This is a genomic window from Pseudomonas gessardii (assembly GCF_001983165.1).
Taxonomy (GTDB): Bacteria; Pseudomonadota; Gammaproteobacteria; order Pseudomonadales; family Pseudomonadaceae; genus Aquipseudomonas; species Aquipseudomonas gessardii.
This window is the reverse complement of the sequence record NZ_MNPU01000042.1, coordinates 19736-40319: the sequence shown is the minus strand read 5'-3', so window position 1 is coordinate 40319 and position 20584 is coordinate 19736. Positions and strand designations below refer to the sequence as shown.

Below are 20584 nucleotides of genomic sequence, written 5' to 3'. Positions count from 1 at the left end.
AATCAATCAGCGCGGTATTTCAGTGGCTTTTTCCATGCAAGAACTAATGGGCTACCACCATTATTTCGACACGGGCAACCGTGGACCAATCGCATGCTCCGGTATCGGCTAGAATGGCCGCCTTGTCTTGGCCGAGTTGCCCATGAACCCCGTACTGCCAAATGCCCAGCTCGACTGGGACGACCAGGGACGCCCGCGCTCGCGGGTGTTCGACGACGTGTATTTCTCCGACCTGTCGGGCCTGGAAGAAACCCGCTATGTGTTCCTCCAGCAGAACCGTCTGCAGGAGCGCTTTGCCGCGCTGCCCGTGGGTGGGCGGCTGGTCATCGGAGAAACGGGGTTTGGCACCGGGCTCAATTTCCTGTGTGCCTGGCAGCTGTTTGAACAGCATGCGGTAGTGGGTGCGCGCCTGCATTTTGTCAGTGTGGAAAAGTACCCGCTGAGCCACACCGACCTGCAACGCGCCCTCGCCCTATGGCCTGAACTCAAGCCACTGGCCGATCAACTGCTGGCGCAGTACGTTGCCATTCATCAAGGTTTCCAGCGCCTGGTGCTGGAAAACGGGCGCGTCACATTGACGCTGTTGGTCGGCGATGCACTGCAACAACTGCCGCAACTGGACGCGCAGATCGACGCCTGGTTTCTCGATGGTTTCGCGCCGGCGAAAAACCCCGACATGTGGACCGCCGAACTGTTCGCCGAACTGGCACGGCTGGCGGCCCCGGGCTCGACCATCAGCACCTTCACCAGCACCGGCTGGGTACGACGCCTGCTTAATGGCGCTGGGTTCAAGATGAAGCGCACACCGGGCATCGGTCACAAGTGGGAAATCCTGCGCGGTGAGTTTCTGGGTTGGCCGGCCGACGTACCGCCACCCGCACCCGACAAACCCTGGTTCGCCCGGCCAACGGCCCTCAAGGGTGAGCGCCGGGCGTTGGTGATCGGCGGTGGTATGGCCGGTTGTGCCAGTGCTGCCAGCCTGGCCGCACGGGGCTGGCAGGTGAGCCTGCTGGAGCGCCATGAGGGCCTGGCCCAGGAGGCCTCGGGCAACCCGCAAGGGGTGCTCTACCTCAAGCTGTCTGCCCATGGCACGGCGCTGTCGCAGATGATTGTCAGCGGGTTTGGCTATACCCGCCGTCTGTTGGAGCATCTACAACGCGGCACGGATTGGGATGGCTGTGGCGTACTGCAACTGGCCTTCAACCCCAAGGAGGCCGAACGCCAGGCACAACTGGCCCAGGCGTTTGCCCCGGACTTGCTGCAGCTGTTGGACAAAGACCAGGCCCAAAGCCGCGCGGGGATTGGCCTGGAGCATGGCGGGCTGTTTTTCCCCGAAGGTGGCTGGGTGCATCCGCCGGCTTTCTGCCAGAGGCAGGCGCGCCAGCCCGGCATCACGGTGCATGTTCATCATGAGGTGCTGGAGCTGCGCAAAGTCGACGGCCAATGGCAGGCCTGGGACGGCGAAAGACTACTGGCCAGCGCGCCCGTGGTGGTGCTGGCCGGGGCTGCCGAGGTCAAGCGCTTTGCCGCCAGCGCCGAACTGCCCCTCAAGCGCATTCGCGGGCAGATCACCCGGTTGCCGCAGACTGCCGAGAGCGCAGCATTGGCCACGGTAGTGTGCGCCGAAGGTTACGTTGCACCACCGCGTCTGGGCGAACACACCCTGGGCGCCAGCTTTGATTTCAAGAGCGATGACCTGACCCCCACCGCTGCCGAGCACGCCGGTAATCTGCAGCTGTTGCAGGAAATTTCCCCGGACCTGGCCCAGCGTCTGCACGCCGCCACATTGGCCCCGCAAGCGCTGGAGGGGCGGGCGGCCTTTCGCTGCACCAGCCCGGACTACTTGCCGATTGTCGGGCCACTGGTCGACCCCCAGGCGTTTGCGCAAGCCTATGACAGCCTGCGCAAGGACGCCCGCCACACGCCGGACGCCGCCTGCCCGTGGCTCGACGGCCTGTATGTCAACAGTGGCCACGGTTCACGGGGCCTGATCACCGCGCCGTTGTCCGGTGAACTGCTGGCGGCATGGCTGGACAATGAACCACTGCCCCTGCCCCGCAGCGTGGCTGAGGCCTGTCACCCGAATCGCTTTGCCGTGCGCGCATTGATTCGCAGCAATGTGGCAAAAAAACCTCAGTGAGCGGCCCCTCAACCCGCCGGTGGTAACTCGCAGGCAACCTGCTCATCGAACTTCAGCGCTTCCTTGGTCAGGCGTTCAAACTCGGTGAGTTCGGCCTTTTTCTGCTCGTCCTGGATCTGCTCCATCTGATTACGATAATCGGCGTCGCCCAGGGTCTCTCGCTGCGCCCACACGGCCTCCATGCGCTCACCAAAAGGCTGGTTCAACGTGTCGAACGAACCGCCATGGATCCGTCTCAGATAGCTGTTCCAAAATGGCAGTTTCACCATGTACTTCAACAGTAGCGGAGAAAGCTCAGCCTCTTTCAACTGCGCTTCGGCGACTTCCAGCATGTGCTCAGTCACCCCGCCCAGGCTGGCATAGCGCATATGGCGGGGTTGCCCAGGCAAATGAAAGCGCTCCACCAACCCCGTTCGATAAGCCAGGCTGACCTCCAGCGGATCAAGCGCCGGATGCTCGGCACTGTGCCGGCGAGCCATAAGCTCTAGACGATCGAGGCGAAACAACCCGCGGGCCAACCTCAAAAGGGGTTTGGCCGTGACCAGCCCGCCCGCCACCCGCTGCGAAGCCTCGTGGATTTCTACCAGCACCTCAAGGTTGCTGAAACTCACGGCAGCAGCATCATCACAGTTCAAGGGCGTGGCCGCTCGTTCAAAAATTTCTTCGCGTAGCCGAGTATCCATCGCCGCCGCGTCCAGCACGCGCCAGACCCGACGCCCCATGTCCTCCTGAACGTGAGTGGTATCAGCGGCACCGCCCAGGCCGGCCAGCAGTTTGAACAGACCGTCGGAGCCGGGTTCGTCCTTGAGTCCCCTCCAGGTCTGGGCCTTCTCGGCGTAGTGCGCCACCCGCTCGTCCCCCAACCATAGCTCCCGGGCAGCCTGCTCATTGAGCCGGGCGATGTCGTCTTCCACAAAGCCCATGCCCACGCCAATAGTGTCCCGATAATTGTGCAACAGCAGGCGGCTGGGGGCGTCCAGCGGGTTATGTCGCAAGTTGATGACTTCGGCTCTGCGGCGAGGGGCAGTGAACAACCAGTCCGGCAAAGTAGCGATGTCATTTTCCCGCAGGTCCAGTTGCTCCAGATAAGGGATGCGCATAAACCCGGACGGCAGGTTTTTAAGCCGACAATTGCGCAGGACTAGGTTGCGCAATTCAAACATCTTGCCGATAAACGGCGGGTCTACCAGTGGGTTGTTGCTCAGGTCCAGAACCGTCAAGCCTTTCAGGTCGCCGAGTTTGGTACGGGTGTATTCAGTCAGTTGCATCTGGTTATTTGCCAGGTACAGCCGGCGCAGTTGCTTCATCTGCTGGAGCACTTCCGGCAGCCGCGTCACTCGGTTGTCCCTCAACTCCAGGGTATTGAGCCCTTTGAAGTGCTTGAGGAAGTAACCAACATCATCGTTGAGCCCCATGTTCCTCAATGACAATTGCCGGATATGCCCGAACTGGACGTCCGGCGGCAGGGTCGGCAATGCCCCCACCGCCATGTCGTCAAGGGAAAGACTCGGGACTTTCTGTTGGTACTCATCGGGCATCAACGAAGCATATTGCCAACTGCGCTCGATGGCCTGGGCGGCCTGGTGACGTGCCAGGCGGTAGTCCCACACGGCAACGTCCGAGTGCACTGGCGCAACCTTGCCCCGGGCCCATACCTTCAACGCCTGACGCAGTGCTTCATACTGCTGCTCAAGAACCCGGATGGCTTTGGCACGAGATAATAGATCGCTACCCAAGTCCTGCACGAAGGTCGATATGCGCTGGTCGTCAAACAAGGGATAGAGCTTGCGAACCTTGCGCAACAGGCCGGCAGGCTGTCGCTGCAGCTCCACGGGCATCCCTTGCACGCACGACACCGCTGGCTCCTCGGGCACCGCCCGTTCCGGCCATAGATAACGGGCAACCCGGCTGCGCTCATCCTCGGCCTTGCCAATCAGGGTGTTGCGCAATTGGCTGGCCCGGCCGCTTCCCTGCAGATGCAAGTCGTCGAGTTGATCGCCAGACAAACAGTTGAGCAGTGCCTCATAGAACCCTTGCGGCCCGTCGGCCATCGCACCCAGTGGCGCGCCTTGACCATCGTAGGCACGAAACCCCGCAGCCGACTGGACCACCGTGCGGGTCGTGGCCGCACCTGCGTTACCCACCTGACCGAGAACAGTTGCACTTAACCCCTCACGACGGAGTTGCACCCACACATCTTCGGGCCAGCCCGGTACCTGTCGCAGCAATCCGATGGCCATACGCCGGGTCGCATCGCTGGCCAGTTCCGGCAAGTACAGGCCGGTCAGGGCCTCGTCTTCGTCCAGAGTCCCCAGAGTCTCCCGCGCTCTTTGAGCGATCCGCAAAGGCACTCGCCCGCTATGGCGCAACCGCCAACGCTCGGCAGTGGACGCTTGGGTCATGACTTCCCAGGCAACCCGGATGGGCAGCCGCCTATAGCGCTGCTTGAGCAACCCGTGATCGGTCTGGTCGATGAAGTCAGCATCCGCACGCAGCCTCTCAAAAACCGCCCGATGATTATCCTTGAGTGAAGCGGTGAGCCGCCGCGCCAGCACCTCTTGCGCCTCCTCAGGCTGGAAGTTGCCACCCAGCAGGCGCGCGGTCTCTTCCGGGTCGAGAGCGGCCAGTAGCGTGGACATGACTTGCCCGCTCCTGAGCTGACGCGTGGTGATATGAATGCTCAAGTCTTCGTAATCAAAAGGGGCAGTGTCCGGGTGACGCTCAAGCAAGTCCCCCTCCTCGTCCAGCAGTTCGAAAAACCGCCCCTGGGGCCAGCCGTCCATCAGCGGCAGCGCGAGCATCTGCACGCGAGTGGTCGATGCGTCGAGCGGCGCCTGATGCTCCATCTGCCAGATCAGGTCGCGGACATCCTGGTTCTGCCTGAAGCGCAGTGCACATTCACGCAGCCGCTCCGGCAGTGGCAGGTTTTGCTTGGCCAGTTGCTGCAGGCGGGGCAAGGCCGTGTCGGTGATGGCGGCGATGTCCCGCAGATGTCCAGCCGCAAAGGAACTGAGGCTGGGGTCCAGCCGGACCAGAATATAGTCTGGGTCCTGCCATTCTTGCGGGTGTTCGAACGAGAACTGCCAGCCGCCCTGGTAGTTATGGGTCATAGGCGGTTGATAGGCTGAAGTACGCTGCGGATGCCGGGCTCGCCAACGGCCGGTACGGGAGTCAAAGACAATCGAATAGATCGAACCGTCGACCTTGACGTAGGACTGGCCGCCAGCCTGGTAGACCCCGCGGGGACTGGCAACCGTCCCTTCGAGCGAGACGGTGTGACGGTACGGCTGGGTGCGATTGCGCCACAAACGCGTGGTTTTATCCGGCATGCGCACAGCTTCCAGCCTTTCGTAAAACCCCGCTGGCGGCGGCGTGGTCCGCCATAATCGGCCCACCACTTTTGTACCCGCCGCAAACAACGCCATGGCCGCAAGATTTTCAGCGATGTTCGTCAGGTGCCTGAGGGCCCCAAGCTTGTCTTGATGCATCCAGTCATCCACCCCATCAAACACCTCTGCGAGGAGCTGTCCGACAGCCACGCCCATCATCAGTTGCCCCAGTACCGGCACCACGAACGCTGCGACGTTGAGTACCGTCAAGCCGGCGTCCAGGTAATCCTGGATGCGCTGCTGACGTGCGTCGTCATCCGCCTGCGCGTTGGGAACAGCCAGCACACGCGTATCGAGCTGGATTTTCCCGACACAGGCATTGAAAAAGAACAGCGAGAAATTATCCGTCACCGGGAGCGGCTCTACGCGCACCAGAATATTGTGTTTATCAAAGCGCTCGAAAAAACCGAAGCGCTCGGACTCATCCAGGTAACCCATGAAAAAGGTTCGATAGGTACTCACATGAAGCTTGAGGGTGAGGTAAAGCTTGAACTGCTCCAGTGACGCATAGCGGTACCATGGCCGCACGGGCTCATTGGGCATGTACACCACAATCGGGCCGCTGGAAAACCCCTCGGACGCGGCGCTGGAAAACACCAGCACGCCCCACAGGCAAGCTCCGCCGATGTTCAGGCCTTGCCAGGTCAGTGGCTGGTTGTTGAACCACGATTGCAGGATATCCCTGGCAGGCATGTCCGCCCTGACCAGCTCCAGCAACAGCGCATGGGTCGGTTGATCGATATCGCCCTTGGCGTGGGCTACCTGCAAGTCGATCAGCATGTCCGCGCAGCGGGACTGGCCAACCTCCCTCACCACCGGGTTGAGGCCATGCTCAAGATCCCCAGGGTTGAACACCTCACGCACATGGGCTTGATAGGCCTCCCCAAGATTCAGCTCGCGGCAGTACCCGATGAATGCCTGGGCCGTGATATCTCGCGCAATCCTGCGCTTGGCGCCAATGCGAACCACGGCATTGATTGGTATACCTCCCGGTTCTGCTCTCGCCTGGGAAAAATTCTGCATGGCCGCCTGCAGCAGGCTGTGTTTCTCCAGGGTAATGGTCTCGATCAACATGCCGCCAAGGTCTGGATTGACACTGCTGAAGGAGCGCTTGGGGAGTTCCAGCGTGTCGTTTTCGATGTCCAGGTCGATATGGCCTTTGGCAACCAGAAATGCCTCAAGCTGTTCAGCACAAAATTTGTCGAGGGGGTTCAAGCGGCTCAACCGCTGTTGCAGTTTCCCTCTGGAGACCTCGCTGTCGGCATACGCCTGTTCAATGGCCTGGAGCGCCTGGGAGTCGGCCTTGACCAGCCAGGCCGGCAGCGTGTCGTGCAACACCTGCGCTTTGTCCAGGTCGCCAGTGATACTGAGCAGCGCCTTCATCAATTCGTCCGGGGACACAGGCTCAAGCGCCTGGCTCAAATTAGCTATTTGCGTCATTCGCAACGTTCCTTAATCGCGTGAACAATGACACCACACGATAAGCCCGCCCCCAGGGTTAATGGGTTCAAATAGCTGGGGGTTTGCCGCCCGGACTGCCCCATTATTTGCATATCACGTTGACCTAATTACCCCCCAATTCCCCCTCGCCGCACAGGCCGTCGGGGGTGTCGCAAAGGGCAGCGGCCGTTTGCCATATAACGTATTGATCTAAAACTCCACTAACAGCCTCGGGTCAGTCCCTAGGTACCCGCCGTTTTGGCGCGTGCACTTTTATCCCTCCCCAACGGAAAAACCGGTAAGGAATTTATGTGCGGACTAGCTGGAGAATTGCGTTTCGATCATCAACCTGCCGACCTGGCAGCGGTGGAACGAATCACCCATCACTTGGCACCACGCGGACCTGATGCGTGGGGCTTCCATGCCCAAGGGCCGATTGCCCTGGGCCATCGCCGCCTGAAAATCATGGACCTGTCGGACGGCTCCGCCCAACCGATGGTCGACGCCCAACTGGGCCTGTCCCTGGCCTTCAACGGCGCGATCTACAACTTCCCGGAACTGCGCACCGAGCTTGAAGCATTGGGCTATGCCTTTTATTCCGGTGGTGACACTGAAGTGCTGCTCAAGGGCTATCACGCCTGGGGCGAAGCCTTGCTGCCCAAGCTCAATGGCATGTTTGCCTTTGCCATCTGGGAGCGCGACAGCCAACGCCTGTTCATCGCCCGCGACCGCCTGGGCGTCAAACCCTTGTACCTGTCGCGCACCGGCCAGCGCCTGCGTTTTGCCTCGGCGTTGCCGGCGCTGCTCAAGGGCGGTGACATCAACCCGCTCCTCGATCCGGTGGCGCTTAATCACTACCTGAACTTCCATGCCGTGGTGCCCGCACCGCGCACCTTGCTGGCGGGCATCGAAAAGCTGCCGCCAGCCACTTGGATGCGCATCGACGCAGACGGCAACACCGAGCAGAAAACCTGGTGGACCCTGCCCTATGGCCCCCGCGACGATGAACAAAACCTGACCCTGGAAGACTGGACCGACCGCGTGCTGGACAGCACCCGCCAAGCCGTGGCCATTCGCCAACGCGCAGCGGTGGATGTGGGCGTGCTGCTTTCCGGCGGTGTGGATTCGAGCATGCTGGTGGGCCTGTTGCGCGAAGTCGGCGTGCAGGATCTGTCGACCTTCTCCATCGGCTTTGAAGATGCCGGGGGCGAGCGTGGCGATGAGTTCCAGTATTCGGATTTGATCGCCAAACACTACGCTACCGAGCACCACCAACTGCGCATCGCCGAAAGCGAAATCATCGAACAACTGCCCGCCGCATTCCGCGCCATGAGCGAGCCGATGGTCAGCCATGACTGCATCGCCTTCTACCTGTTGTCCCGGGAAGTGGCCAAGCATTGCAAGGTCGTACAAAGCGGCCAGGGCGCCGATGAGTTGTTCGCCGGTTACCACTGGTATCCACAGGTGGACGGCGCCAGCGACCCGTACGCGGCTTATCGCGAAGCATTCTTCGACCGCAGCTACGACGACTACGCGGCCACCGTCGCGCCGCAATGGCTGACCGCCAATGACGCCGCCGGCGACTTCGTGCGCGAACATTTCGCACAGCCCGGCGCGACTGCCGCCGTGGACAAAGCCCTGCGCCTGGACAGCACGGTGATGCTGGTGGACGACCCGGTCAAACGTGTGGACAACATGACCATGGCCTGGGGCCTGGAAGCGCGTACGCCGTTTCTCGACTACCGCCTGGTGGAGTTGTCGGCGCGCGTGCCGGGTCAATTCAAACTGCCGGACGGCGGCAAGCAAGTGCTCAAGGAAGCCGCGCGCCGGGTGATCCCCAGCGAGGTCATCGACCGCAAGAAAGGCTACTTTCCGGTGCCCGGCCTCAAGCACTTGCAGGGCGATACCCTCAACTGGGTGCGCGACCTGCTGCTGGACCCGAGCCAGGATCGTGGCCTGTTCAACCCGGCGATGCTCGACCGCCTGCTCACTGACCCGCAAGGGCAACTGACGCCGTTGCGCGGCTCCAAATTGTGGCAATTGGCAGCGCTGAACCTGTGGCTCAGCGAACAAGGAATCTGATTGATGAAACCTCACGCCACGGCCTACAGCCAACGCCTGCTGCGCGGCCAGGCGCCGTCCTACGAGCGCCTGCAGGCGCGCTTCGCCGAAGACGGCAGCGAGCCCAGCGCGCAACCCATCGCCGTGCATTGCGGCTGGGGCCGCCTGTTGATTGGGCATACCTTCCCCGACCCGGCGAGCCTGGCCCTGGAGTTGCTCAACGAGCAGCCGGGGGAACGGGATATCGCCCTGTATGTGGCCGCGCCCCAGCAGATCCTCGGGATTGATCCGCAACAGTTGTTCCTCGACCCCTCCGACACCTTGCGCCTGTGGTTCACCGACTACCGTCCGGCGACCCGGGTGTTTCGTGGCTTTCGCATTCGTCGCGTACAGAGCCAAGCCGACTGGCAGGCCGTCAATCGCCTGTACCAGGGGCGCGGCATGTTGCCGGTGGACGCCAACCTGTTGACCCCGCGCCATCAAGGCGGCCCGGTGTACTGGCTGGCCGAGGATGAAGACAGCGGTGCGGTGATCGGCAGCGTCATGGGCCTTAATCATCAAAAGGCCTTCCATGATCCGGAGAACGGCAGCAGCCTCTGGTGCCTGGCCGTAGACCCGCAATGCTCGCGGCCGGGGGTCGGTGAAGTGCTGGTACGCCACCTCATCGAACACTTCATGAGCCGTGGCCTGAGTTACCTGGACCTGTCGGTATTGCACGACAATCGCCAGGCTAAAAGCCTCTACGCCAAGCTCGGCTTTCGCGCCCTCGCCACCTTCGCCATCAAGCGCAAGAACGGCATCAACCAGCCGCTGTTCCTTGGGCCGGGGCCACAGGCCGGGTTCAACCCCTATGCGCGGATCATTGTCGAGGAGGCCCACCGACGCGGGATCGACGTACAAGTCGATGACGCCGATGCCGGGCTGTTTACCCTCAGCCATGGCGGGCGGCGGGTGCGCTGCCGCGAGTCATTAAGCGACCTGACCAGCGCGATCAGCATGACCTTGTGCCAAGACAAGAGCCTGACCCACAAGGCATTGAGCGCCGCCGGCTTGAAATTGCCGTCGCAACAACTGGCCGCCAGCGCCGACGATAACCTGGAGTTTCTCGACGAACACCGGCGCATCGTGGTCAAGCCGCTGGACGGGGAACAGGGCCAGGGCGTGGCCGTGGACTTGCAGACCATCGAGGAAGTGCAAGGCGCCATCGAGGCGGCGCGCCAGTTCGACTCACGGGTGTTGCTGGAAAGCTTTCACGAGGGCCTGGACCTGCGCATCCTGGTGATTGGTTTTGAAGTGGTGGCCGCGGCAATCCGTCGCCCGGCGCAGGTGATCGGTGATGGCAAACACTCGATCGGTGCCTTGATCGAGGCCCAGAGCCGGCGTCGCCAGGCTGCCACAGACGGCGAGAGCAAGATCCCGGTGGACGACGAAACCCTGCGCACCCTGAAGGCCGCGGGTTACGACTACGACAGCCTCTTGCCTTGCGGTGAAGTGCTCGCGGTACGGCGCACCGCCAACCTGCACACCGGCGGTTGCCTGGAAGATGTCACGGCAATCCTGCACCCCACGCTGACAGAGGCTGCCATCCGCGCAGCCCGAGCCCTCGATATTCCCATGGTGGGCCTGGACCTGATGGTGCAGGCCGCCGACCAGCCGCAGTACGTATTTATCGAGGCCAATGAGCGTGCTGGGTTGGCCAATCATGAACCGCAACCGACTGCGGAGAAATTCGTGGATCTGTTGTTTCCACATAGTGAAAAGCTGCAAGTGACAAGCTGCAGGCCGCAAGAATAAAACAGCGCCTATTTATCTTGCAGCTTGCAGCTTGAAACTTGCAGCTAAGGACCCCTTATGACCCGAACCATCCCCGAACCAGATCTCAACTACCTGCACAAAGTGCTGCTGGAAATGCTCGCCATCCCCAGCCCCACCGGGTTTACCGACACCATCGTGCGTTACGTCGCCGAGCGCCTGGAAGAACTCGGCATCCCCTTTGAAATGACCCGGCGCGGCACGATCCGCGCCACCCTCAAGGGCCAGAAAAACAGCCCGGACCGCGCCGTTTCCGCGCACCTGGACACCATCGGCGCCGCCGTGCGGGCGATCAAGGACAATGGCCGCCTGACCCTGGCCCCCGTCGGTTGCTGGTCCAGCCGTTTTGCCGAAGGCAGCCGCGTCAGCCTGTTCACCGACAATGGCGTGATCCGTGGCAGCGTCCTGCCGCTGATGGCTTCCGGGCACGCGTTCAATACCGCCGTGGATGAAATGCCGATCAGTTGGGACCATATCGAACTGCGGCTGGACGCCTACTGCGCCACCCGTGCCGATTGCGATTCCTTGGGGATCAGTGTCGGTGATTTCGTGGCCTTCGACCCGCTGCCGGAATTCACTGAGAGCGGCCATATCAGCGCCCGTCACCTGGATGACAAAGCCGGGGTCGCCGCCTTGTTGGCGGCGCTCAAGGCTATCGTCGACAGTGGTGAACCGTTGCTGATCGACTGCCACCCGCTGTTCACCATCACCGAGGAAACCGGCAGTGGCGCGGCGGCCGCATTACCCTGGGATGTCAGTGAATTCGTCGGTATCGACATTGCCCCGGTCGCCCCTGGCCAGCACTCCAGTGAACATGCGGTGAGCGTGGCGATGCAGGATTCGGGGGGGCCTTACGATTATCACCTGTCCCGACACTTGCTGCGCCTGGGGGCAGATAACGATTTGCCGGTACGGCGTGACCTGTTTCGCTATTACTTCAGTGATGCCCATTCGGCCGTCACCGCCGGCCACGATATCCGCACCGCGCTGCTGGCCTTCGGCTGCGATGCAACCCACGGCTACGAGCGCACCCATATCGACAGCCTGGCAGCCTTGAGTCGCCTGCTGGGCGCCTACATCCTCAGCCCGCCGGTGTTTGCCAGCGATGCCCAACCGGCCCAGGGTTCCCTGGACCGCTTCAGTCATCAGCTGGAACACGAAACACAAATGGAGAGCGATACCCGTGTGCCGTCGGTAGACAGCCTGGTCGGGCAGAAATCCTGAAGCTGGCAACAATGATCCCGGCACAGTAGCATCGCCGGGATCAACCATTTGAGGCTTGTATGCTGATTCCCCACGATGCACTTGAAGTCGACACCCTGACCCGCCTCATTGAAGACTTCGTGACCCGCGACGGCACCGATAACGGCGACGACACGCCCCTGGAAACCCGCGTATTGCGCGTACGCCAGGCGTTGACCAAGGGCCAGGCGCTGATCGTTTTCGACCCTGAGAGTGAACAGTGCCAATTGATGCTCAAGCACGATGTGCCCAAGCACCTGTTTGACTAGGGATTAGGCACAGGTACCGGGTTTGCCTGCTGGTGGCGGATCTTTTCATAGACCTCCGCCCGGTGCACGTTGACCCCTGTCGGCGCCTCCACGCCGAGTTTCACCTGGAGGTTGTTGACCTCCAGGATCCGCAGGGTGATGTGGTCACCGATGGAAATGATTTCGCCTACCGCGCGGCTAAGTACCAGCATGGTGTATGTCCTTTGGAAAATTACCGGACGTCGACCATGCTCCCTCCCCTACGAGCCATCAATGACCTGCCAAATAAACAGATCCTCCCTACAACTCAGGGTTTGTTTTACTGACAGACAAATATCAAATAGCCAAGCAGGACCGCAAAAATATAAACACACTGTTTATATCCATCAGCCTTTGACCGACTGCGCCTTGGCGCGCATTTTCTCCGACATGCTGGTCATCTCGTCATACAACAACTGCGGATTTTTCTGCTTCAGTGCCCAGGCCATCCGCCCTTGCTCGTGGGGCAGGATCATGAACTCACCCTCGGCCACACGCAGGTAGATGTAGTCGGCAATGTCTGCCGCACTGATCGGCGAGCTTTCCAGCAATTTACCGACCTGGGCCTTCATCGCAGGCGTCGGGCCACGGAACGAATCCAGCAGGTTGGTCTGGAAGAACGACGGGCAAACCACGTGTACCCCGACCTCCTGTTGCTTGAGTTCCACCAGCAGGCTTTCCGAGAGCGCCACCACGCCGGCCTTGGCCACGTTGTAGTTGCTCATGGCCGGGCCTTGCATCAAGGCGGCCATGGAAGCGATGTTGATGATGCGGCCCTTGCTCTTTTCCAGCAGCGGCAGGAAAGCCTTGCAGCCCTTGACCACGCCCATGAGGTTGATTGCGATCTGCCAGTCCCAGTCTTCCAGGGACAATTCGCTGAAGAACCCACCGGAGGCAACCCCGGCGTTGTTGACGATCACATCGATACCGCCCAGCTTGACTTCGCAGGCCTGGGCAAAGGCCGTGAGCTGGCTGTAGTCACGCACATCACACCGCTGGATAAACCCGTCGCCACCGGCCTGGCGCACCAGCGCCAGGGTTTCCTGCAAGCCCGGCTCGCTGACGTCCGACAAGGCCAGTTGCCAGCCCTCCCGGGCCCAGCGCAGAGCGATTTCGCGACCCAGGCCAGATCCAGCGCCGGTGATCATCATGCGATTTTGCATAGGAAGTAGCCTTGTGGTTCAGGGAAGAAGTACGCGCCAGTGTAGCGAAGGTTATTCACCGACCCATGCACCATCAAGTTGCTGAATGCCCGAGGCAAACCAAAGGCCCGGTCGGATGCCGGAGCACGGGGTAAGTTCAATCTTTTCAAACTAAGTGCGAAGCAGCACAACAATTAAAAAAGAAATAAGCCAGTAGCCAAATCGAGTTAAAAAAACAGGGAATTTTCTGCAAAGTGCAGGAGTCGGATTAATTAAGGCAGCCGTTTTAAATGACCGGCGCTATCACTTGATAATCAGCTCTTTTCAGAAGACGAATAAGGAAAACACACTATGAGCCTCATTCTTATCATTGTTCTGATCCTCCTGCTGGTCGGCGGCCTGCCGGTGTTCCCGCACTCGCGCAACTGGGGTTATGGGCCATCGGGCATTCTCGGTACGGTGCTGGTGGTGCTGTTGATCCTGTTGCTGTTGGGCAAGATATAACTGCTGTAACCCATAACTGTAGGAGCGAGCTTGCTCGCGAAGAACACCCAGGCAATGCGTTTCTTCAGGATAAACGTGCTGGCTCTGAGTTCTTCGCGAGCAAGCTCGCTCCTACAGAAAAAGATGCAAAAAAAAGAGGCCTTGAAGAAGGCCTCTTTTTTATTGGCGCCGATTAGTCCGGCTTGCCGTCTACCACGCCTGCGGTGTTATCCAACAGACTCTTGGTAGCGGTTTGCAGGAACGACTCAAGTTTCTGCTTGAGTTGCGCCTCATCCGCCGACTCAGGGATCACCTTGCCGACAGGGTTGGCGCCCAGTTCGTATTGCCACAGCTTCGGTGGCATTTCCTTGGGCAGTACCAACACGCGGTCAGCGGTGAGCAAGGCCACGGTCTGGTCGCTGCCCGATGGCTTGATCACGCCAAAGCCCTTGTCGCCTTGCGGCAGGTTGAGCAGGTCACGGCCCCAGCACTGGTGACGGGTTTCACCGCCCAGGCGACCCATGATGGTCGGCACGATATCGATCTGCGTACCCACGGTGTGGTCACGCACGCCGAACTTGTCCTGCACGCCCGGTGCGATCAACAGCAACGGCACGTTGAAACGGCCCAGGTCCATTTCGGTGATCTGTTGCTCGTTACCGAAACCATGGTCGCCGACGATCACAAACAGGGTGTCCTTGAAGTACGGCTCCTTGCGGGCCTTCTCGAAGAACTGGCCCAAGGCCCAGTCGGAGTAGCGCATGGCCGTCAAATGCTCGTTGAGGCGGCCACGGTCAGTCACCGGCGCGACCGGCAACGGTGTCGGCAAGGCGTACGGCGTATGGTTGGACAGGGTTTGCAGCAGTGCGTAGAACGGCTTGCCGCCTTCGCGCGCCTTCAACTCTTGCAGGCCACGGTCGAACATGTCCTGGTCGGACACGCCCCAGGTCGGATCGGAGAACACCGGGTCGACGAAGTCGTTGCGGCCAATGAAGTTGGTCATGCCCTGGTTGCTGAAGAAGCCCGACTGGTTGTCCCAGGCGAAGTCGCCGTTGTAGACGTACACGTCGTCGAAATCACGGGCACTGAGCAATTGCGGCAAGCCCGACAGCTTGTGGCTGCCTTCCGGGGTCTGCATCAGGTATTCGAAGCCTGGCAGGTTCGGGAAGCAAGCCATGGTGGCGAACATGCCCTGGTGGGTATGGGTGCCATTGGAGAAGAAGCGGTCGAACAGCAGGCCTTCCTTGGTCAACTCATCGAAGTACGGCGTGATTTTGCCGTTGCTGCCCAACGCGCCCACCGAGTGACCGGCGAAGCTTTCCATCAGGATCACCACGACGTTCTTGATCGGCAGGGTCTTCTCGGCCGGTGGCGTGAAGTCACGGCGCACGGCGGCAGTGTCGGTATCCACCAGTTTTTCGTCCGGCAGTACCAGCATGTCGCGCACGGTCTGGGTGGCCAACGGTTGCTCCAGGGTGGCTTTCCAGACGTTCTCGCGATGCTCGGAGAAACGCGCCTTGGCCGCACCGATCAGCGACAGCGTACCGTTGAGGCCCAGGTGGTTGGCGAAGTTGGAGTCGGTGGTGTACACGTCACCCCAACGCATCGGCGGGCCCTGGCGCAGGGTGCCGCGTGCGGCGACCACGGCGATCAGCAGGCAGACCACGAACACCGCAATGCGGCTGTACCACGGGGCAACCTGGCGAGTGCCGACGGTGCCACCGCTGAACGGGCCACGCGGGCGCGTCGCGCGGTCGGCGCCCTTGAAGGCGATGCTCAGGATAAACGTACCGACCGCCCAACCCAGCAGGTAGCGCACCACCGGGAAGCCGTACCAGAGCATGCTCATCACGGTTTTCGGATCTTCCTTGACGTACTGGAAGACCAGGCCGTTGAGGCGCTGGTGGAACTCGCGGTAGAAGTCCATCTCCATCAGGCCAAGGAACAGCGCGATGCTGGAGACCACGGTCAGCCACAACCGGAAGAACCCGCGGGCAGCCATGGCGCGCACACTGAACAGGGCCAGGATCAGCGGAATGCTCAGGTACACCACCAGACGCAAGTCCATGCGCAGGCCATTGACGAACGCTTCAAGGAACGTCGAGGCCGGGGTGTCGAGCATCATGTCGCTGTTGTACACCAACAGCCCGAGGCGCAGCAGGGAGAGCATCACCATCATGACCAGGGCGCAAAGCAGCGTGTAGGCCAGGTGGGATTTGACGGTGGGTTGCAGCAGGCGATTAGAAGCTCGCTGCTGATTCAGGGCGTCCGGGTTTGCCATGTTGTTTGAGGACCCATTGGAAGTTTAAGTTGCGAAATAATGCAGCGGCGTCCTGCCCCGGCCAATGAAGGCACAGGGTCCAGGTATTACGCGGTGGGCAGATGGTGCCCGATCAACGTCGGCAACGCTATTGATTACTCATCGCGCAGGGCTCCTGGCGGCACACAGGGGCCGTGGCAGGAAAATAAAGCGGGGGAATTGTCTTGGATGAAGTGTGAAAATTTTGTCCAGCGAATATCTCGACACACAAATTTCCAGAACACAAAACTACTGTAGGAGCTGGCTTGCCGGCGATGGCGGTTTATCTGCGAGTGCAGGGTTGCCTGACACACCGCTATCGCCGGCAAGCCGGCTCCTACACGGTGCGATGGTCAGATCCGCACATTGCCCCGTGGCCCGGCAATGGCCCAGATAATCAGGCCCAGCACCGGCAGGAACAGGATCAACAGGATCCACAACACTTTGGCCCCGGTCCCGGCGCCGCTTTTGAAGACGTTGATGATCGCCCAGATATCCAGCGCCAGGATGATCAACCCGATCAGGCTGTTAAATGTGGAACCCATGGTGTCGCTCCTAAGTGAGGGCTTGCCTGCTTAGGATAGCCAGCCCTGGCGAGGGTTCCGTTTTATTTCAGACATGCAACGCAATGCGCAGGGCTTCCAGGGACGGCTCACCCTTGATCCCGACTGCGGCACACAACTCCAGCACCCGTGGTACGTCGTTGCCATACACCAATACCGCCTGGATTTCGTCATCGAGCAACTGGCTGAAATTCATCAGCACATAGCCGCCGTTTTCCGGGTTCATGGCGCCGAGTTGGATCTGGATACGGTTGAGCGCAGTCAGCGCCTCGGTCTTGGCCAGTTGCTTGGGCTTGAGGTTGAACGCAACGCTGGGGCCAAAGGATGCGACGATCTGGGCGAACAGCTCCTGGTAGGTATCGGCCTGGAACAGCACCGTTTCCGGCAGGCTGCCCACCACAATCCACTCACCCAGGGGGATGGGGAAGGTGTCGTCGTAGTTGATATCAGGGTTGGCCGCCAGGAATCCCTCGGCATCGGCGTAGGCCTGGGTGGCTTCGTCGGCGATCTGCACGATCTCGGCGTCACCCAGGCAACCGGAACTGATTTTAGTGATGAGTTCGACGAGCGCGGTGTTCATGGGCGAATCCTGTGGCGAGGCTGATTTTGAGGGCGCAAAGCCTACACCAGTTTTTGCAACTGCGCCGTCGTATCCGCAGCACCCATGGTCTGGGCGGCCACCAGGGCGGTTACACCCTGGGCATCCGCAGCCTTGGGGTTGGCCCCCACGCTGATCAGGTACTCGACCATTTCGGTGCGATTGAACATCGCCGCCATCATCAGTGCCGTGCGGCCATCGGCGGATGCCCCTTCAACCGGAACGCCACCTTCGATCAACGCCTTGACCACCTCAAGGTTGCCCTTGAACGCAGCACCGGCGATGGGCAACTGGTTTTTATCGTTGGCCATCTGCGGGTCGGCCTTGAACTCCAGCAACACTTTCACCGCCTCGGCATGCCCGTGATAGGCCGCCAACATCAACAAGGTATCGCCATTGTGGTTACGCAGATTGACCGGCAAGCCCTTGGCCAACAGTGCCGCCAACAGGGCGGCATCGCCTCGACGGGCCACGTCGAAGACCTGCTCGGCAAATTCGGCGGCTTCTTCTTCGGTCATTTGTTTGGCTTGATCTGACATCTGCGGCTCCCTGTAGGGTGTTTCGTAAGGCCGTCAGTTTCCCGAGCAGCCGTACGTCTGTCACCCCTTTTTTGCCGAAGGCCGCGATAGTCGTGTTCTATCACCTACCGTCAGTAGCGATATTTTCCACCTTGAATATCCGCCAATACCTGCCCGGTCACCGGTACATAGGCATCAGTGCCCGGCAGCCAGGCATACAGTGGGTCATCACCGACCCTGGCCGGGTCGAACGCCTCTTCCTTGAGCCGCACTTTCTGGTACTTGAAGGTGCCGGTGGTTTCCATCTTCACCTTGATCCGCAGGAACAGTGGCACCGCATAGGCCGGCATCTGACGCTGGGCGAACTGCAGCAATGCCTGCATATCCAGGGTTGCCAGGGATTCGGTCGGGGTAATCGCCGCCATCCCGGCCCGCCCGTTGGTGTTGGCGATTTCCACACCGTAGGCCACCGCCTCGGTGATCTGCGGGTGTTGCATAAAGATGTTTTCCACCTCGGTGGTGGAGACGTTCTCGCCCTTCCAGCGATAGGTGTCGCCCAGGCGGTCGACGAACTGCGCATGGCCAAAACCGATGCTGCGCAGCAGATCGCCGGTGTTGAAATAGCGATCGCCCTTTTCGAATACGTCGCTCAACACCACCTTGCGGTTCTTTTCCGGGTCGGTGTAACCATCGAACGGCGCCTTGTCGTCGATCCTGGCCAGCAGCAGGCCCTGGCCGCCCTTCTGCACTTCACGCATAAAACCATTGCTGCCACGGATCGGTTCGCAGGTGTCGTGGGCGTAGTCCACCAGCGCCCAGTGCATCAGGGAAAAGCCGATGGTGTTGTCGAAATTCAGCACATTGGTGAAGCCGATATTACCGTCGCTGGCTGCATACAGTTCGCAGATATGATCGACGCCAAAGCGCTCCTTGAACGGCCCCCACACCCCGGGGCGCAAGCCGTTGCCGATCATCTTCACCACGCGGTTGTCGCGGTCGCGCGGGCTTGGCGGCTGGTCGATCAGGTAGCGGCACAACTCACCGACATACCCCAGGGTCGTTGCGTTGAATTTGCGCACATCGTCCCAGAACTGGCTGGCGCTGAACTTGCGGCGGATGGCAAACCCCGACGCGCCGGCAATCGCCGAGCCCCAGCACACACACAGCCCCGTGGCGTGGTACAGCGGCAGGGTGCAATAGACGACATCCTCAGGCCCCATATCCAGGGCGATGGTGCCGAAGCTGGCCGAGGACTTCATCCAGCGGCCATGCTTGAAGATGCCGGCCTTGGGCAAACCGGTGGTGCCGGAGGTATAGATATAGAAGCACGGGTCGTTGAAGTAGATCTGTTGGCTGCTGGCCGGGTTATCCGTCGAGCAGTCCGCGCTGGCGGCCATCAGGTCGATGTACCCGTGAGGCACCGGCACCGCCTGTTGATCGGCAACATACCAGGTGCGTAGCGGATCGATCGCCACCTGCTCACGCACCGCGTCATAGGCTGCGACCAGTTCGGCACCGACAACAATTGCCACCGGGTTCACCAGGGTCAGGCTGTGCACCAGCACCGCCTGGGTTTGCGCGGTGTTGAGCATGGCGCAGATACCGCCGACCTTGGCCACCGCCAGCACGGTCAGCAACAGTTCGGGACGGTTTTCAATAAACAGCGCGACCACATCACCCTTGCCAATGCCTTGGGCCTGCAGGTGATGGGCGATGCGGTTGGCGTGCTGGTTGGCCTGGCGATAACTGAGGACCTGATCGCCGTACAACAGGGCCGCGCCCTCAGGATTGCGCTGGGTGGCCTGTTCGAAGGTCCAGCCCAGCCCGCACGGCTGGTCGGGGTCCGTGATATTGGCGACGCGGATACCACGCACCAATCGTGGCAGGGCCCTGACAATGGTCGGCACCTTACGCAACATCATGCCGAGGGTGATCATCTCGCTGTTCGGATTGCTCATGCACAAAAGTCCTTTTTCTTATTATTCGTATGACCCGCGGGCGTTCATACGGTGTAGGACCGTTCCTGAATGCCTTGCAGGAAAATACGCCAGCCATTCCTTGGCTGTACACGCAGGATTTGCAATGTTTTGTATCCCGGGGAACGGCGCCCCCCAGTACCGTTCGTCACCGGTCAATAGCGCAAAATGCAGGATGCACGATGGCCATTCATGCATATTGCACGAAACCGAAAATGCTGATTTTTTGTAAAGTGCTGATATATAAGGATATTTTATAAATCACAATACTGGCACAATCACTGCACCTATCACTCCATGCCGCACAACACGAGCCAATGGAGCCGATAGACATGAGCCTGATCCAAGACAAATTCGCTTCTGTATTCTCCAGCTACGACGTCACCACCCAACCGCGTCCTGACGGTGGCATCCTGCTGACCTTGCGCAACACCGAAGGCAAGCAGATCAAGCGCTCGATCTCCTACCAGCAACTGCATACCGCCGACCAACTGACCTGGGTCATCAGCGCCATCCGTCGCGACCTGGCAGAACAGGCCAGCGAATTGCCGCAGATTTCGATGCTGCAAAGTCAGAATCGTTTTGCCCTGCCGACGTACCACTCGGCATAAGTGCACGTTAGTTTCCCAGGGCC

At 60.5% G+C, this 20584-nt stretch carries 15 protein-coding genes; 7 read left to right on the top strand and 8 right to left on the bottom strand.

The window, feature by feature from the left end:
* The first annotated feature begins 142 nt into the window (after positions 1-142).
* Complete coding sequence (gene mnmC, locus BLL38_RS22970) at positions 143-2140, top strand: bifunctional tRNA (5-methylaminomethyl-2-thiouridine)(34)-methyltransferase MnmC2/FAD-dependent 5-carboxymethylaminomethyl-2-thiouridine(34) oxidoreductase MnmC1 (RefSeq protein WP_076964437.1); 1998 nt, start codon at positions 143-145, stop codon at positions 2138-2140.
* Between the two features lie 8 nt (positions 2141-2148).
* On the opposite strand, the gene BLL38_RS22965 is transcribed toward mnmC, so the two are convergent.
* Positions 2149-6969, bottom strand: coding sequence for an NEL-type E3 ubiquitin ligase domain-containing protein (locus BLL38_RS22965; RefSeq protein ID WP_076964436.1), 4821 nt, complete (start codon positions 6967-6969; stop codon positions 2149-2151).
* Positions 6970-7278: 309 nt separating this feature from the next.
* On the opposite strand from BLL38_RS22965, the gene BLL38_RS22960 reads away from it, so the two are divergent.
* From BLL38_RS22960 to BLL38_RS22945, 4 genes are read left to right on the top strand one after another with little or no spacing between them, the layout of a single operon-like run.
* Positions 7279-9051: an N-acetylglutaminylglutamine amidotransferase gene (locus tag BLL38_RS22960; RefSeq protein ID WP_076964435.1), complete on the top strand. Its 1773-nt coding sequence runs from the start codon at positions 7279-7281 to the stop codon at positions 9049-9051.
* 3 nt (positions 9052-9054) lie between these two features.
* Positions 9055-10824, top strand: a complete 1770-nt coding sequence (ngg, locus tag BLL38_RS22955; protein ID WP_076964434.1) for an N-acetylglutaminylglutamine synthetase — start codon at positions 9055-9057, stop codon at positions 10822-10824.
* 57 nt (positions 10825-10881) lie between these two features.
* Positions 10882-12066: an osmoprotectant NAGGN system M42 family peptidase gene (locus BLL38_RS22950; protein ID WP_076964433.1), complete on the top strand. Its 1185-nt coding sequence runs from the start codon at positions 10882-10884 to the stop codon at positions 12064-12066.
* A 59-nt stretch (positions 12067-12125) separates the two neighbouring features.
* Entirely contained in the window at positions 12126-12353 is a 228-nt protein-coding gene (locus BLL38_RS22945) for a YheU family protein (RefSeq protein WP_003172962.1), read from the top strand.
* On the opposite strand, the gene csrA is transcribed toward BLL38_RS22945, so the two are convergent.
* Together csrA and BLL38_RS22935 are read right to left on the bottom strand one after the other, a co-directional pair.
* Positions 12350-12544 carry a carbon storage regulator CsrA gene (gene csrA, locus BLL38_RS22940; RefSeq protein ID WP_076964432.1) on the bottom strand — a complete coding sequence of 65 codons (195 nt, stop codon included), beginning with the start codon at positions 12542-12544 and terminating at the stop codon, positions 12350-12352. The two genes, BLL38_RS22945 and csrA, sit on opposite strands and share 4 nt — an antisense overlap.
* Positions 12545-12718: 174 nt before the next feature.
* Entirely contained in the window at positions 12719-13534 is an 816-nt protein-coding gene (locus BLL38_RS22935) for an SDR family oxidoreductase (RefSeq protein ID WP_076964431.1), read from the bottom strand.
* A gap of 330 nt (positions 13535-13864) precedes the next feature.
* Between BLL38_RS22935 and BLL38_RS22930 the strand changes: the two genes are divergently transcribed.
* Positions 13865-14017: a DUF3309 family protein gene (locus tag BLL38_RS22930; RefSeq protein WP_032863216.1), complete on the top strand. Its 153-nt coding sequence runs from the start codon at positions 13865-13867 to the stop codon at positions 14015-14017.
* A gap of 172 nt (positions 14018-14189) precedes the next feature.
* Here BLL38_RS22930 and BLL38_RS22925 read toward each other — a convergent pair whose 3' ends face one another.
* The 5 genes from BLL38_RS22925 to BLL38_RS22905 form a co-directional block, all read right to left on the bottom strand.
* Positions 14190-16277 carry an LTA synthase family protein gene (locus BLL38_RS22925; RefSeq protein ID WP_076964430.1) on the bottom strand — a complete coding sequence of 696 codons (2088 nt, stop codon included), beginning with the start codon at positions 16275-16277 and terminating at the stop codon, positions 14190-14192.
* A 371-nt stretch (positions 16278-16648) separates the two neighbouring features.
* Complete coding sequence (locus BLL38_RS22920) at positions 16649-16840, bottom strand: PLDc N-terminal domain-containing protein (protein ID WP_032863221.1); 192 nt, start codon at positions 16838-16840, stop codon at positions 16649-16651.
* A gap of 67 nt (positions 16841-16907) precedes the next feature.
* Positions 16908-17438 carry a hypothetical protein gene (locus BLL38_RS22915; protein WP_076964429.1) on the bottom strand — a complete coding sequence of 177 codons (531 nt, stop codon included), beginning with the start codon at positions 17436-17438 and terminating at the stop codon, positions 16908-16910.
* 41 nt (positions 17439-17479) lie between these two features.
* Complete coding sequence (locus BLL38_RS22910) at positions 17480-17995, bottom strand: ankyrin repeat domain-containing protein (protein WP_076964428.1); 516 nt, start codon at positions 17993-17995, stop codon at positions 17480-17482.
* A 110-nt stretch (positions 17996-18105) separates the two neighbouring features.
* Positions 18106-19932, bottom strand: a complete 1827-nt coding sequence (locus BLL38_RS22905; RefSeq protein ID WP_076964427.1) for a long-chain-acyl-CoA synthetase — start codon at positions 19930-19932, stop codon at positions 18106-18108.
* Positions 19933-20282: 350 nt separating this feature from the next.
* Here BLL38_RS22905 and BLL38_RS22900 point away from each other — a divergent pair, with 350 nt between their 5' ends.
* Complete coding sequence (locus BLL38_RS22900) at positions 20283-20561, top strand: DUF3509 domain-containing protein (RefSeq protein WP_032863228.1); 279 nt, start codon at positions 20283-20285, stop codon at positions 20559-20561.
* The last annotated feature ends 23 nt before the right edge of the window (positions 20562-20584 follow it).